The sequence below is a fragment of the Massilia sp. Root335 genome, from assembly GCF_001425685.1.
In the GTDB taxonomy this organism is placed as follows: Bacteria; Pseudomonadota; Gammaproteobacteria; order Burkholderiales; family Burkholderiaceae_D; genus Telluria; species Telluria luteola.
The window spans coordinates 501,171-516,163 of sequence record NZ_LMCY01000003.1; the positions used below are offsets into that span (position 1 = coordinate 501,171).

A 14,993-nucleotide genomic window follows, 5' to 3' on the forward strand; every position below is an offset into this window, starting at 1 on the left:
TTGTATCCAGGTCGGCAGAAATCAGGTTCCCGCCTGCGCCGGAACGACGGGTGGGCCGCCGATCAACGCTTCCACCTGCCGCAGCCGCTCCTCCAGCTCCCCCGTCAACAACGTGAACGGAATGCGGCGCTCATCGAGCACGGCCAGCAACTGCGCATGCACGCGCTGGCGCACATGTTCCGATTCGCGCTGCAGCCCGTCCGGCACCCACGGCAGGTCGGGCGCTGCGACGAGCGTCCACGCATAATCGTGCGCCGCTTCCAGGGCCAGCAGGTCGGGCGGCACGCGGCCCCAGTAGATGCGGCTGTACACGGCCGTCATCAGCGGCGTCGTGTCGACGAACAGGAAGTCGCGCACGCGCGCGTCGCGCGCGAGCAGCAGCTCGCGTTCGCGCTGCGTGCGGGCGATGCCGCCCTGGTCGTCCTCGCGCGGCACGCGCGCGTTGACCTCGACGAATTCGCGCAGGTATTCCGGCACCCATAACGTGCCGTAGCGGCGCGCCAGCGCGGCCGCCAATGTCGACTTGCCCGTCGATTCCGCCCCCAGCAGGGCGATCCGCCGCGGCGCCATCATGCGCCCTCGGCCACCGGCACGCCGCCGTGCGGCGCCGCATCCGCGCGCGCGGCCGCCGTCCAGGCGCGCAGGCCCAGCGCGGCCAGCACGACGAACACGGCGTACAGGATCGCCGTCAGGTGCAGGCCCTTGTACACGTACAGGCCCACGTACAGCACGTCGACGACGATCCACGTGTGCCAGTTCTCGATCTTCTTTTTCGCCGTCAGCAACTGGCCCAGCAGGCTGCCGGCCGTCAGGAAGCCGTCCATGTGCGGCACGTCGGTGTCCGTGTACGCCTTCAGGAACGCCGACAGCACGACGAAGCCGAGCGCCCAGCCGGCGAGCGCCGCGATCCAGCCCGCGCGCGCAAGGCGCGTCACGGGCAGCGGCTTGCCCTCGGCCCCGCGCAGCCACTGCCACCAGCCCCAGACCGAGGCCGCGATGAACACGCCCTGCAGGCCGGCGTCGCCGTACAGGCGGGCGTCGAAGAACACGACGCCGTACGTGGCCGACGACACGATGGCGAAGAACCAGCCCCAGTGGTTGCGCAGGATCGTGAGCACGACCGTCGCGACCGACAGGACGAAGCCGAGCAATTCGAGCGGCGTGGTGGTAAAGCCAAGCAGGACCAGGGAATCGTTCATGGAAGAAGAGATGCGGGCGAGTCGGCGATTATGGAAGGTGCGGCCCGTTTATGCAACCTGCGGACGAGTGTCCGTTTCCGGACACCGTTGCCCGCCAGCGGGCAGCGCCACGCGTCCGTGCGCCCTTCTCCGCCCGGAAAAGCATGCTGGCACGCGGCTTGCAATACAGGCAGCATCGCAATTATCGCCGTCAATCATGGACCAGGCCCTCAGTCTCGACATCATCCGCCGCCGCACCCGCCTGCGCGCCGCCACCACGCTCCTGCTGCTCGCCGGCCTGTGCGCCGGTGCGTGGGGCCTGAACCGCGTGCTGCGTCCCAGCGTGTCCGCCGACGACGTCGTGATCGCGCAGGTCCGGCGCGGGAACGTCGACAACACGATCGACGCCTCCGGCATCGTCATCCCCGTGCGCGAGGAAGTGGTGGCGAGTCCGGGCGCGAGCCGCGTCGCGAAGGTCCACGCCAAGCCGGGGCAGCAGGTCCGCGCGGGCGACCTGCTGCTGGAACTGGACGACCGCGACATCCGCCTCGCACTGGAAGCGTTGAAGGAACAACTGGCGCAGCAGGACAACCGCATCGCGACCCTGGCGCAGGAACTGCAGCAGAAGCGCACGCAGATCGCCAGTGCCATCGAACTGCTGGAGATCGACCTGCAGGCCGCGCGCGCCACGCTGGAACGCAGCCAGAAACTGCGCAGCAGCGGCCTCGTGTCGGGCGAAAACCTGCTGACGGCGGAACTGAACGTCAAGCGCACGGAGATCCAGCTGCGCCAGCAGCGCGCGCTGCTCGAGGACACGCGCCGCGGCACCGCCAGCAACGTCGCCGCGGCCGGCCTGCAGAAAGCGATCCTGCAAAAGCAGATCGCGCAGCAGGAACAGCTGCTCGACCGCACCCGCGTGCGCGCCCCGTTCGCGGGCATGCTGACCTGGCTGGTCGAGGATGAAGGCGCCAGCGTGGCGGCGGGCCAGCTCGTGGCGCGCGTCTCCGAATCGAACAACTACCGCGTCGAAGCCACGCTGTCCGACTTCCACGCGCGCCAGCTCGCGCCCGGCCAGGCCGTGCGCGTGGCGCAGAACGGCGAGATCCTGGCCGGCACCGTCCACACGATCCTGCCCGAAATCCAGAACGGCACGATCAAGCTGCTCGTCGACCTGGCCCAGCCCCGCAACGCGCATCTGCGCAACAAGATGCGCGTGGACGTCGACGTGATCACCGAACGGCGCGCGCACGTGCTCGTGGTCGACAACGGCGCCGCGTTCAACGGCCGCGGGCCGCAGCCGGCGTTCGTCGTGGACGGCGGCGTGGCGCGCAAGCGGACGATCACGCTGGGCGCCAGCGACGGCAAGGTGGTCGAAGTCGTCGCGGGCGCGCGCGCGGGCGAACGCGTGCTCGTCTCGGATACGCACGCATTCAAGGACCTGGACACCATCCGCATTTCGAATTGACGCATTATCCAACCCTACGAGGACGCCATGATCAGACTGCATAACGTCAGCAAGACCTACCGCACCGACAAGGTCGAGACGCTGGCCTTGAAAGACATCGACCTGTCCATCGACCGCGGCGAGTTCGTCGCCATGATGGGCCCCAGCGGCTGCGGCAAGAGTACCCTGCTGAACCTCATCGGCCTGCTCGACCGGCCGGGCCGGGGCAGCGTGGAAATCGACGGCGCGGCGATCGCCTCGTACCGCGACAAGGACGTGGCGCGCCTGCGCAACCGCACGTTCGGCTTCGTGTTCCAGAGCTTCCACCTGATTCCCGACCTGCGCGTGATCGACAACGTCGAGCTGCCCCTGCTCTACCGCAGCGTGTCCGGCGGCGAACGGCGCCGGCTCGCGCGCGCGGCGCTGGAGCGCGTGGGCCTCGGCGCGCGCATGGACCATTATCCGAACCAGCTGTCCGGCGGCCAGCAGCAGCGCGTGGCGATCGCGCGCGCCATCGTCGGCGAGCCGCTGGTCCTGCTCGCGGACGAACCGACGGGGAACCTGGACAGCAAGATGGGCGCGGAGGTCATCGACATCCTCCTCAGGCTGAACGCCGAGGGCACGACGGTCGTGATGGTCACGCACGACGAGATTGACGCCCGCCGCGTCGGCCGCATCGTGCGCGTGTTCGACGGCCAGCTGGTGGAACCGGAGCGTCTCCATGCTGCGTAACTACCTGCTGACCGCCTACAAGGTGTTCATGCGCCGCAAGCTGTTCACGGCGATCAACCTGGCGTGCATCGTGCTCACGCTCGTCGTGCTGATGGTGATCACGGCGCTCCTGCAGACGACGTTCTGGCCGGGCGGCGTGGAAGGCAGGAGCGACCGCTTCCTGCAGGTGTACGGCATCCGCAGCGAGGGCCGGGACGGCAAGAACACGCGCACCACCCTGCTCGGCTACAAGACCGTCGACAAATACCTGAAGCCGATGACGGGCGTCGAACGCGTGTCGGCGTTCACCGTGCCGGGCACGGTGTCCGTCTACCAGGGCGACCGCGTGAGCCAGCTGGACCTGCGCCGCGTCGACGCCGACTACTGGAAGATCCTCGACTTCCACCTGCTGGCCGGCCGCCTGCCGGACGAAGACGACGACCGCCTCGGGCGCCTCGTCGCCGTCGTCAACGCGTCGACCGCGCGCCGCCTGTTTCCCGGCGCCGCCGCGGTGGGGCAGCGCATGAGCGTGAGCGGACAGACGTTCGAGATCATCGGCGTCGTCGCGGACGTCATCCACATCAACGCCTACGCCGACATCTGGGCGCCGCTGACGACGTTCCCGTCGACCGACTACCAGAAGGACCTCACGGGGAGTTTCGCCGCCCTGCTGCTGGCGCGCTCGAAGGACGATCTGCCGCGCATCCGGCGCGAGGTCGCGCGCATCGCGACGACCTTCGTCAGCGACGACCCCCGCACCTATCCGGCCACGCGGTTCTGGGCCGACAGCAAGCTGGACGTGTTCGCACGTGTGCTCCTGAGCCGGCAGAGCGAGGCCGATTCGGGCGCCGCGCGGCTGCTGCTGATGATAGGCGGCGGCATGCTGCTGTTCATGCTGCTGCCCGCGCTGAACCTCGTGAACCTGAACATGGGACGCATCCTCGAACGCAGCGCCGAGATCGGCGTGCGCAAGGCGTTCGGCGCCACCAGCCTGCAACTGGCGGGCCAGCTGGTCGTCGAGAACGTGCTGCTGTGCCTCGCGGGAGGCCTGCTGGGCCTTGCCTGCGCGCGCCTCGTGCTGTGGTGGCTCGAAGCGTCGCAACTGATTCCCTACCTCGACGTCGACATCAACCTGGCGGTGTTCGGTTGCGGCATGCTGCTGTCCCTCGTCTTCGGCCTGCTGTCCGGCGCGCTGCCCGCGTGGAAGATGTCGCGCCTCGATCCCGTCCATGCCCTGAAAGGAGCCGCGTGATGCTGCGCCACCTGCTGCAACTCACCTGGAAGCGCAAGTCCAGGAATCTGATGCTGAGCCTCGAGATCCTGCTGGCGTTCGCCATCGTGTTCGGCATCGCCGCGTTCGGGCTCCGCTTTTGGCAGCTGTATCGCGAACCGATCGGATTCGACGGCACCGACGCATGGTCGGCCGCCATGCAGTTCTCCGACGTGCCGGCCGATGCGATTTCGCCGGACACCTACGACCTGCTGCGCCGCAGCCTGCTCGAGTTGCCGGAGGTGCGGGCCGTCGGCTTTGCCACGCACTCGCCGTACACCTTGTCGACCTGGACCACCAGCTTCAAGTCGCCGCAGACCGGCGCCAGGGTGGACACGGACACCATCGAAGTGAGCGACGACGTCGCCGCCGCGCTGGGCGTGCACCTCGTGGCCGGGCGCTGGTTCGACGCCACCGACGAAGGCCGCAGCGAGCTTCCCGCGGTGCTGAACCGGCGCATGGCGGCCGCGCTGTTCCCCGGCCGGCCGGCGCTGGGCCAGCGCTTCACGAGCGCGGAAGACGGCCCGCCCCGCACGTACCGGGTCGTGGGCCTGGTCGACGCCTTCCGCAACAAGGGCCCGTTCATGACGCCGACGAACTTCGTCATCGCCCGCTTCGCGCCGCACACGAGCCAGTCGCGCGTGCGTACCATCCTGCTCAAGGTCGCGCCGGGCACGCCGCGCGCGTTCGAGGCGAAGCTGAACCAGCGGCTCAAGGCGGTCCGCAACGACTGGTCGTACGAGATCGCGCCGCTGGCCTCGATGCGGGCCTCGCTGCTGAAGGAGCAACTGGTGCCGCTGGCCGTCGTCGCCGTCATCGCCGCGTTCATGCTGGTCATGGTCGCCTTCGGCCTGTTCGGCGTGCTGTGGCAGAACACGACGCACCGGATTCCCGAAATCGGCCTGCGCCGCGCGCTCGGCGCCAGCGCCGCCAGCATCTACCGGCAGATCGTGTTCGAACAGCTGCTGCTGTGTTCATTGGCCATCGCCGCCGCGCTCGTGCTGCTCGTGCAGCTGCCCCTGACCGGCGCGCTGGGCGAGACCCTGAACTGGCAGGTGTTCGCCGGTGCCGTCCTCCTTTCGATGGCCGTTATCTATCTGCTATCCTTGGCGTGCTCGCTCTATCCGGGCTGGCGCGCGAGCCGGCTCGCTCCGGCGGCGGCGCTGCATTACGAATAAAAGGCATCCATGGAATCACAACGCAGGCGGCGCGTACTGGTCGTCGACGACGATCACGCCGTCCAGGTCTCGCTGGCCCTGCTCCTCAAGCAGGCCGGCTTCGACGCCGCATGCGCGGACGGTCCGCCCGAGGCGCTGGCGCAGCTCGAATCGGGCGCCTTCGATCTCGTTTTACAGGACATGAACTTCTCGCTGCAGACGAGCGGCGCGGAAGGCCTCGCCCTGCTCGCGCAGATCAAGGCGATGCATCCGGCGCTGCCCGTCCTGCTGATGACGGCCTGGGGCTCGATCGCGCTGGCCGTGCGCGGCGTGAAAGCGGGTGCCGCCAACTTCTTCACGAAGCCCTGGGACAACGCCCAGCTGGTCGACCTGATCGGCGCGACGCTGGACCTGGGCGCGCCCGCCGCGCCGGCCTGCCGCACGCGCGCCGCGCTCGATGCGAAGTACGACTTCGCGGGCATCGTCGGCGAGCATCCGAAACTGTTGAAGGTGCTGGAGACGATCGCGCAGGTCGCGGCCACGCGCGCGCCCGTGCTGGTGCTGGGCGAGAGCGGCACGGGCAAGGAACTGATCGCGGACGCCATCCACCGCAACAGCCCGCGCGGGCTTGCTCCCATCGTCAAGATCAATATGGGCGCCATCGCCACGTCGCTGTTCGAGAGCGAGATGTTCGGCCACGTGCGCGGCGCGTTCACCGATGCGAAGACCGACCGCAAGGGCCATGTGGCGAGCGCCGACGGCGGCACCTTGTTCCTCGACGAGATCGGGGAGCTGAGCCGCGGCGACCAGGTCAAGCTCCTGCGCGTGCTGCAGGACCAGCGCTACCAGCCCGTGGGCGCGAGCCGCGCGGAACAGGCCGACGTGCGCGTCGTCTCGGCCACCAATCGCGAACTGGCGGAGCTGGTGGCCAGCGGCGACTTCCGCGAAGACCTGTTCTACCGGCTGAACCTGATCACGATCCGCCTGCCGCCGCTGCGCGAACGGCGCAGCGACATCCCGCTGCTCGCGCGCCACATCGTGGCCGCCGTGGCCGACGGCTACGGCCTGGGCACCGTCGGCCTCGCGCCGCAGGCGCTGGACTGGCTCGCCGCGCAGCCGTGGCCCGGCAACATCCGCCAGCTGAAACAGACGCTGGAACGCACGCTTCTGCTGGCCGGCAAGGACGTTCTCACGCAGGCGGATTTCCAGGCCACGAGCGCCGTCGACGACAACGTGCCCGGCACGCGGCTCGGCGTCGACGGCATGACGCTGGAGCAGGTCGAGCGCCTGATGATCGAGCAGGCGCTGCGCCAGCATGCGGGCAATATCTCGCGCGTCGCCAAGGCGCTCGGCCTGTCGCGCACCGCGCTGTACCGCCGGCTGGAACGCCACGGCCTCGGCGACGGCGCGCAGCCGGTCGAATGATGCGCATCCGGCTCGGCACCTACGTCGTGGCGCTGCACCTGCCGCTGTTCGGCTGCGCCGCCCTGCTGCTGCCGGCGCGGCCGCTGTGGTTCGTCGGCGCGGAAGGCCTGCTGCTGGCCAGCCTCGCGCTGGGCTGGTGGCTCGTGCGCCAGGCGCTGGAGCCGCTCGGCTACACGCGCCGGTTCCACGATCTCCTGCAGGACCAGCAGTACGCCAACCGCCTGGCCGCCCCCGCGTCGTCCGAACTGGACGACCTCGTGGGGACGTTCAACACAATGCTCGCCGCCCTGCACCGCGAGCGCCTGGCCATCGGCGAGCAGCAGGGGTTTCTCGACCGCCTGCTGGAAGCGACGCCGGCCGCCGTCCTCGTGTTCGACTTCGACGGCGCGATCAGCCTCGCGAACGCGAGCGCGGGCGCGCTCCTCGGCCTGGACCACCCGCAGGGCAAGCCCTTGTCCGCATGGGCCGGCGCCGGCGGCGGCTTCGCGCCAGGCCTCGATGCGCGCGGCCGCGCGCGCGGCCGCGAACTCGTCGGCCAGCTGGATGCGCTGCCGCTGGGCGAGTCGCGGCTGCTGACGGACCTCGACGGCCGCCGCTACCGCGCCCAGCGCGGCCAGTTCTACGACCGCGGTTTCGCGCGCCACTTCCTGATGGTCGAGGAACTGACGGCCGAACTGGAAGATTCCGAGCGCGCCACCTACGAGCGCCTGATCCGCGTGCTCGCGCACGAAGTCAACAACACGGTGGCGGCGACGGGCTCGGTGCTCGATTCGCTGCTGTTCTACCGCGGCCAGCTGGCGGAGCCGGACGCCGGCGACTTCGCCACGGCCATCGTCGCGGTCAAGCGCCGCAATGCGAGCCTGGGCGAATTCATCGACCGCTTCACGAAGGTCGTCAAGATGCCGCCGCCGGAGCCGCGCCCGACGGACCTGAAAGCCGTCGTCGACGACATCCTGTGGCTGAACCGGGAACAATGCAACAGCCGCGGCATCGCACTGGGCTGGCACCGCTGCGACACGGTCGCGCCGCTGGCGCTGGATGCGCAGCTGATCGAGCAGGCGCTCATGAACATCGTCAAGAATGCGATGGAAGCCATCGAGGCGGCCGGCCAGGCGCACGGTACGGTCAGGCTGGAGCTCGCGGACGAAGGGCGGCGCGTGCGGCTGTCCGTCGTCGATTCCGGCAACCTGCTGGCGACCGGACCGGCGCGGCCCTTGTTCACGCCGTTCTTCACGACGAGGAAAGGCGGCCAGGGGATCGGTCTGATGTTCGTGCGCGAGGTGCTGCAGCGGCACGGGTGCACGTATTCGCTGGCGCCGGGCGCGCCGGGAGAGACGCGGTTCGATATCTGGTTCCCGGCCGGATGATGCCGGCGATCGCGCGTAGAACACGAATCGATCCGACCGCGTAGGGTGGGCACCCCGTGCCCACCATGCACGCCATCAGCTCTTCGGATATTTGATGGTCATCTCGCGCAGCAGGTTGTCCGCATGGTCCACTTCCTTCATCACCCACAGCATGTAGCGGATATCGACATGAATGGCACGCGTGATCACCGGATCGAAATACCAGTCCTTCGTGATCGACTCATAGGTCGAATCGAAGTTCAGGCCCACGAGTTCCCCGCGCCCGTTCATCACGGCGGACCCTGAGTTGCCGCCCGTCGTATCGGCGCTCGACAAAAAGTTCACGGGCACCGTGCCCAGCACAGGGTCCCTGAACTGGCCATAGCGCTTGTCGCGGATGGCCTGCAGCAGCGCCGGCGGCGCGTCGAACGGCGCCTTGCCGGTCTGCTTCTCGAGGATGCCTTCGACCGTCGTGAACGGCCCCTTGAGGATGCCGTCGCGCGGGCTGTACGGGGCGACCGTGCCGTAGGTGACGCGCAGCGTGCCGTTGGCGTCCGGGTAGACCGGCTTGCCCTGCGACTTCTTCCACGCGATGACCGCATCCATGTACTGCGGCACGACCCGCTCCAGGTTGCCGTCGACTTCCTTGCGGCGCTCTTCCAGCGCCATGCCGACGTCATGCAGGCGCACGGCCAGCTGGATGAACGTGTCGTTCGACTTGCGGAACGCGTCCGCATCGCGGCCGATCCACGCGAGGCGCTTCGCCGTGTCGCACAGCTCCGTCCCCTTGTACAACGGCGCCAGCGCGTTCTGCGAAGGCAGCAGCGCGTCGAGGCCGTGCGGGCGGACCTTCGGATCGATCTTGCCGTAGCGGACCAGCGCGGACTGCCAGCGGGCCTGGTCGACGCTCGGCACGAACGATTGCTCGAGGCGGGTCAGGCGCGCCTTGATGAACGCGACGTCGCGGTCCTGGTAGCCGGCGTCGCGCTGGGCGTCCGGCTTCTGGTGTTCGAGCGCGAGGCGGTACAGCGTGCGCGCGCTGGTCAACAGGTCGCTGTGCGTGGCTTCGTGCCAGGCCGTTTCCTGCGTCGTCGTCGCCATGTCGGCGGCGATGGCGGCGTCGAGGTCGGCCATCAGGTTCTTCGGCCCCGTGCCGTGATGCTTGTACCAGGCGCGGAATTCGGCGTCCTGAGCATCCTTGATGGCCGCGATGTCCTTGCGCGCGAAGCCGTCCAGCAGGCCGCGCGTCTTCTTCAACACATTGTTCAGGCTTTTCGCCACGCTGGCATAGCGCACCGTGTAGTCCGGGTTGCCCATCGTGGCGGCCGCGATCACGGACAGGTCGGCCGTGATCGACGCCACCTTCGCCGGATAGTCGACGTCGCGCGCGAAGCGGATCTCGGCGGGCAGCTTGTAGCGGCTCGTGCGGCCCGGGTAGCCGGCCAGCAGGATCGGGTCGCCCGCTTTCAGCCCCTCGGCGGAGACGACGAGGAAGCTCTTCGATTTGTACGGCACGTTGTCCGGCGACGGATCGGCCGGGCGGCCGTCGCGGCCGACGTAGGCGCGCAGGAAGGAAAAGTCGCCGACGTGGCGCGGGAATTCGTAGTTGTCGATGTCGCCGCCGAAGTCGCCGACGCTGTTGGCCGGCGCGTAGACGAGGCGCACGTCGCGGATCAGCAGCTGCTTGACGCGGTAGTACGCGCCGCCGCGGTTGAACGCGGGGACCGAGCAGCGGAACGCCTTGTCGCTCTCGCATTCGGCGATCAGGTGCTTGATGCGCGCCTCGACCTGTTCATGGCGCTCGCGGCCGGACAGGCTGGGCGCCAGGCCTTTCAGCACACGGTCCGTCACGTTCTCGACCTTCTCGGTCACGTAGACCATCGTGTTCGGGCCGCCCGGCAGTTCGTCGGCGCGCGTCCTGGCGAGGAAGCCGCTGGCGATGTAGTTGTGCTCCGGGGTCGAATTGCGCTGGATCGCGCCGTAGCCGCAATGGTGGTTCGTCACGACCAGGCCGTCCGGCGACACGAACGATGCGGAGCAGCCCGGCGTCGCGACGATGGCGCTCATCGGGTGTTTCGACAGGTCGGCGAGACGCTCGGCCGGGATCGTGATGCCGATGCGTTTGAGCTCGGATTTCAGTTGCGGCAGCTGGTGCGGCTGCCACTGGCCCTCGTCGGCGAACGCACAGGCGCTGGCCCCCAGCAGGGCGACGGGAAGGACGACGGATTTGAACAAGACAAACCTCAGATGCAAAAAAAACAAACATCAGTATATCGTCTGTCCGTCTTGTTACGGAAACAAAATTGTCACCATCCGCCGTGCGGGAGTATGTACAGCCCGTATATTGACGTCGCACGGACACCACATCCCGCAAATTCCGCAATCAGGCGTATTTACGTTTGCGCCGCCGCAGCACCGCCATGCCCATCAGGGCAGCCGCGCACAGCGCCGGCGACGCCGGTTCGGGCAGGCCGACGCGCACCTCGTCCAGCGCCGGCGCGCTGTAGCCCGCCTGCCGGTTCGGCGCCGAAAAGGCGAAGTAGCGCACCTCGTCGAAGCCGGCGCCGTCGCCCAGGCCGAGCACCGTCCCGCGCGCCATGCTGAAGTTGCCGCTGCCCGTGCGCAGGCCGTCGTCGTACGTGGCCCAGTACCCGTTCAGGGCCTGGTAGCCGCTGCCGGCCGCGAACTCGATCCGGTAAAAGTCGGCGCCGTCCGCCTTGCGCACGCTGATGTACGCGTTCATGCCGGACGTCGCCATGTAGTTGCCGGCAAACGCGGGACTCAGGTCCGACACGGCGTCGTAGCAATCCACGCCGGCATAGCCGCAACCGTTGTTGGCGCCGTACCCGCTGAAGTGGAACAGCAGGCCGTCTTCGACCCAGTCGTTGGCGAGCGTCGTGTTCAGGTCGAAATGGGCGGTGTTGGTCGCGACGCCCACGGCCGTGCCGGTGCCGAAGGTCTGCAGCACGGCGGCGCCGGCGGCGTGGCAGGCCAGCGCCAGCGCGGCCGCGGCGGTGGCCGCGGACATGAGTCGGATCTTGCGTTGCATCGTTGTCTCCATCATGGGGTCGGGATCAGGTCGAGCGCGTCGTAGCTGTAGCCGGGGCTCAGGAAGCGGGTGCCGCTGGTGCCGCTGATGGCCGTCAGCGTCAGCACGTTCTGGCCCACCACCAGCTCACTGGCCGGGATGTCGAACGTGTACATCGTGTTGTTGCCGCGGTAGGTGCCGACCGTCAGCGTGCGCGATTTCGGCTGTGTGGACGCCGGCGGATTCGCCGACACCCAGCCGTTCACCTGCGCCTTCGGCCGCCCGCCCGCGAATGCGTCCGTGATGCCGACCCGCAGCGTGAGCGGCACGATCTGGCTCTGGCGCAGGTTGAAGCGCACGGTCAGCGCCCCGTTCACGTCCTTCCACTGGTAGGCGGGGAAGCCGGTCGCCGGCGCCGACGTGCCGACCACGTAGTCGCCCGGCGTCCACGACGCCATGCGCACGTCGGACGGGTGCATCGTCGTCACCTTGCCGCCGTTGATGAATTCCGCTGGCGAGCCGTCCCAGTCGCCGATGCGCCACAACGCCGCCGCGCTGGCCGGATCGCCCGTCACGGCGACGGTGCCGGCGTTGGTCGTGGCGCCCGCGCCCACCGTCACTGTGCGCGTGTCCACCGCCAGCTCGTTCTTGTAGACCTTCATCGTGTAGGTGCCGGGGATCATGCCGGCGCTCGTGAAGTGGCCGTCGAAGGCGTCCGCCGTCGTCCAGTACTGCGCCGCCGCATTGGAAAAGCCCACCGTGTAGGCGAAGCGCGCGTCGCGGCCCGTGATGGCGGCGCCGCTGACGGCACCGCGCGCTTCCGGCGCCACCCAGCCGGTGAGGCCGAGGGTGCCGAGCCAGGACGTGTCCACCGGTCCCGGCGCCGAGCCGTCGTTGAACACCATCGTGTACGTGTTGAGGATGTTCGTGCGCAGCGCCTCCGTCTGGCCCTCGCCGTAGTTGATGATGTACGTGATCTCCTGGTCCGTGCTCGTCCCCTGGTTCAGCAGGCTGCGGTAGAACGGGCCGCCGGAATTGCCCTCGTTGTTGTCGCGGACGATCCACAGGCCGGCGTTGGTCCCCGTCGCGCCGATGTATTGCCAGTCCTTCAGGCGCATGTTCGAGTAGTGCTTGGAACGCGTCTCGCCGTTCGCCATGCCGAACACGTCGCCGGATTCGATCGCGCCCGTGTTCCCGCGCAGGTCGGACGGCGCCGGTCCGTTGGGCAGCCGCGCGATCGGCACGCGCACGATGAAGCGCGCCAGGTTCAGCGTGTCCGGCTCGCTCGTGAAATACGTCCCCATGTAGATCTTCGCCTCGCCGCGGCGGGCGATGTAGTAATGGGTCAGGTTGCCCGCCCTGACGGTCACCTTGACGACGTCGCTGCCGACCGTCTGCGCGGCCACGTCCACCGCCGAGATGCCCTTGTACAGGTAATCGAAGCCGGAATTGACCTGCGTGCCGCGCGCCTGGTCCTGGTACTCGGCGCCGTTGTAGACCATCGAGGCGATGTCCCCGGCCGACTGCGTGCTGACGCCGTTGTCCAGCCGGCGAATCTTGAAGACGAGGCCCGCGCCGGTGTCGATCGTATAAAAATTCGCGTCTTGCGCGAGGCCGAACGAGGATACCGTGGCGGTGCCCGCCAGCATCCGGGTGCCCCCGCCGGTGGCGGTTGCGGTGCCGCCGCCATCGCCGCCGCAGCCGGCGGCCAGTACACATAACGTCGTCGCCAGCGCGAACGGGGTCCTGCGCAAGAACATGTGCATCGTCTGTCTCCTGATTGTTGGGTAGGCCGGGGACGTCCGGCCCGATCGTCGAGTCCATCGTTGCCGTATCAGCACACAAGTATTGACGGCCTGCGCGCGCCGGGTCAACCGGGCGCACGGCGCCGGCAGCAAAGAATCACGCGCTTGAGCGGAGGGGCGTGGATGCAGCTAGAATGACGGGTCCGGCGCCGCCCGGAGACTCCCCCGAATCCATCATGCCCAGCTTCCTCGCCCCCGTTTCCGCCACCCTGCGCCGCCTGTCGATCGACACCTTCACCATCCTGCTGCTCGCCACCGTCGCCCTCGCGAGCGTGCTGCCGTGCGGCGGCCAGACGGCCGTCGTCCTCGGCAAGGTCACCACGGCCGCCATCGGCCTGCTGTTTTTCCTGCACGGCGCCAAGCTGTCGCGCGAGGCGATCGTCGCCGGCTTCACGCACTGGCGCCTGCACCTGCTGGTGCTCGCGTCCACCTTCGTCATGTTCCCGCTGCTGGGCCTCGCCCTGAAGCCGCTGGCGGGCGGCATCGTCACGCCCGAGCTGTACGTCGGCATCCTGTTCCTGTGCACCCTGCCCTCGACCGTGCAATCGTCGATCGCCTTCACGTCGATGGCGCGCGGGAACGTGGCGGCGGCCGTGTGCAGCGCGTCGGCGTCGAACTTCGTCGGCATCTTCGTCACGCCGCTGCTCGTGTCGACGCTGATCGTGCGTGGCGCGGCGGGCGGCTCGTCGCTGGATGCCGTGGTCGCCATCGTCGAACAGCTGCTGCTGCCCTTCCTCGCCGGCCAGTTCCTGCGTCCGTGGATCGGCCGCTGGGTGGACCGCCACAAGCCGATGCTCAAGATCGTGGACCAGGGCTCGATCCTGCTGGTCGTCTACACGGCGTTTTCCGAATCCGTCAACGAGGGCCTGTGGCACAAGCTGTCGGGGCAATCGCTCGCGGGCCTCGTCGTCATCAATTGCGTGATGCTGGCGATCGCGCTCGGCCTCGCCACGTGGACGAGCCGGCGCCTGGGCTTCAACCGCGAGGACAGGATCACCATCGTGTTCTGCGGCTCGAAGAAGAGCCTCGCGAGCGGGGTGCCGATGGCCAAGGTGTTGTTCGCGCCGGGCGCGCTGGGCATGGTGATCCTGCCCGTGATGCTGTTCCACCAGATCCAGCTGATGGTCTGCGCCGTGCTGGCGCAAAAATGGGGCCGCGAATAACACCGGGGTCAGAGCCCGATTTTTGGAAATTTCTTTGAGGACGTTGCCAAAATCGGGGCTCTGACCCCGGTTTATCTGGCCAGCGCGAGGCCGCCCCACCACACTTCGGGAAGCGCGGCCGCCAGCATCATGCCCGGGCCCAGGGCCGTGATGAGCCAGCGCCGCCGCGGCGGCAGCCATGCGGTGCGCGGGTCGGCCAGGCTCGCGCGGACGTCGCGCCAGCCGAAGCATCCCAGCGCCAGCAGACCGAGCGTGAACAAGGACCACCGCGCCGCATCGTCCAGCAGCGCGGCGAAGTCCGTGTCGAGGTAGGCCAGCGCCGGCAGCGCGAGGCACACGCTGCCCAGCAGTTCGGCCGTCGCGATGGCGGCGCTGCGGCCGCGGCGGCGGAAGTCGCGGCGCAGCATCCAGGCCGACAGCGCGACGTCGCCGGCCAGGTACAGCGCGGTCCATCCGGGCATGGCCG

The 14,993-nt window shown here is 68.6% G+C and carries 13 protein-coding genes; 7 read left to right on the forward strand and 6 right to left on the reverse strand.

What is annotated here, in order from left to right:
• Window positions 1-21 precede the first annotated feature (21 nt).
• Complete coding sequence (locus tag ASC93_RS02630; RefSeq protein WP_056436453.1) at window positions 22-573, reverse strand: AAA family ATPase; 552 nt, start codon at window positions 571-573, stop codon at window positions 22-24.
• Window positions 570-1,199, reverse strand: coding sequence for a nicotinamide riboside transporter PnuC (pnuC, locus tag ASC93_RS02635; RefSeq protein WP_056436456.1), 630 nt, complete (start codon window positions 1,197-1,199; stop codon window positions 570-572). The genes ASC93_RS02630 and pnuC overlap by 4 nt, the downstream gene beginning before the upstream one ends.
• Window positions 1,200-1,395: 196 nt before the next feature.
• On the opposite strand from pnuC, the gene ASC93_RS02640 reads away from it, so the two are divergent.
• From ASC93_RS02640 to ASC93_RS02665, 6 genes are read left to right on the forward strand one after another with little or no spacing between them, the layout of a single operon-like run.
• On the forward strand, window positions 1,396-2,643 hold the full coding sequence (locus ASC93_RS02640) for an efflux RND transporter periplasmic adaptor subunit (RefSeq protein WP_056436458.1): 1,248 nt from the start codon (window positions 1,396-1,398) through the stop codon (window positions 2,641-2,643).
• 27 nt (window positions 2,644-2,670) lie between these two features.
• A complete protein-coding gene (locus ASC93_RS02645) occupies window positions 2,671-3,354 on the forward strand; it encodes an ABC transporter ATP-binding protein (protein WP_056436461.1) in 684 nt (227 codons plus the stop codon).
• Window positions 3,344-4,585 carry an ABC transporter permease gene (locus ASC93_RS02650; protein WP_056436464.1) on the forward strand — a complete coding sequence of 414 codons (1,242 nt, stop codon included), beginning with the start codon at window positions 3,344-3,346 and terminating at the stop codon, window positions 4,583-4,585. The genes ASC93_RS02645 and ASC93_RS02650 overlap by 11 nt, the downstream gene beginning before the upstream one ends.
• On the forward strand, window positions 4,585-5,781 hold the full coding sequence (locus ASC93_RS02655; RefSeq protein WP_056436467.1) for an ABC transporter permease: 1,197 nt from the start codon (window positions 4,585-4,587) through the stop codon (window positions 5,779-5,781). The genes ASC93_RS02650 and ASC93_RS02655 overlap by 1 nt, the downstream gene beginning before the upstream one ends.
• A gap of 9 nt (window positions 5,782-5,790) precedes the next feature.
• Window positions 5,791-7,185 (forward strand): sigma-54 dependent transcriptional regulator, encoded by a 1,395-nt coding sequence (locus ASC93_RS02660; RefSeq protein ID WP_056436471.1) that lies wholly within the window; start codon window positions 5,791-5,793, stop codon window positions 7,183-7,185.
• Window positions 7,182-8,552 (forward strand): PAS domain-containing sensor histidine kinase, encoded by a 1,371-nt coding sequence (locus tag ASC93_RS02665; protein WP_157201715.1) that lies wholly within the window; start codon window positions 7,182-7,184, stop codon window positions 8,550-8,552. The genes ASC93_RS02660 and ASC93_RS02665 overlap by 4 nt, the downstream gene beginning before the upstream one ends.
• A 75-nt stretch (window positions 8,553-8,627) precedes the next feature.
• Here ASC93_RS02665 and ASC93_RS02670 read toward each other — a convergent pair whose 3' ends face one another.
• From ASC93_RS02670 to ASC93_RS02680, 3 genes are all read right to left on the reverse strand, one after another.
• Window positions 8,628-10,766, reverse strand: a complete 2,139-nt coding sequence (locus tag ASC93_RS02670; RefSeq protein ID WP_056436474.1) for a S46 family peptidase — start codon at window positions 10,764-10,766, stop codon at window positions 8,628-8,630.
• A gap of 148 nt (window positions 10,767-10,914) precedes the next feature.
• Window positions 10,915-11,580, reverse strand: a complete 666-nt coding sequence (locus tag ASC93_RS02675; RefSeq protein WP_056436477.1) for a PEP-CTERM sorting domain-containing protein — start codon at window positions 11,578-11,580, stop codon at window positions 10,915-10,917.
• 11 nt (window positions 11,581-11,591) lie between these two features.
• Window positions 11,592-13,325: a rhamnogalacturonan lyase B N-terminal domain-containing protein gene (locus ASC93_RS02680; RefSeq protein ID WP_229412577.1), complete on the reverse strand. Its 1,734-nt coding sequence runs from the start codon at window positions 13,323-13,325 to the stop codon at window positions 11,592-11,594.
• A gap of 215 nt (window positions 13,326-13,540) precedes the next feature.
• On the opposite strand from ASC93_RS02680, the gene ASC93_RS02685 reads away from it, so the two are divergent.
• Window positions 13,541-14,527 (forward strand): bile acid:sodium symporter family protein, encoded by a 987-nt coding sequence (locus tag ASC93_RS02685; RefSeq protein ID WP_056436480.1) that lies wholly within the window; start codon window positions 13,541-13,543, stop codon window positions 14,525-14,527.
• Window positions 14,528-14,598: 71 nt separating this feature from the next.
• On the opposite strand, the gene ASC93_RS02690 is transcribed toward ASC93_RS02685, so the two are convergent.
• Window positions 14,599-14,988 carry a hypothetical protein gene (locus ASC93_RS02690; protein ID WP_056436483.1) on the reverse strand — a complete coding sequence of 130 codons (390 nt, stop codon included), beginning with the start codon at window positions 14,986-14,988 and terminating at the stop codon, window positions 14,599-14,601.
• Window positions 14,989-14,993: the final 5 nt, after the last annotated feature.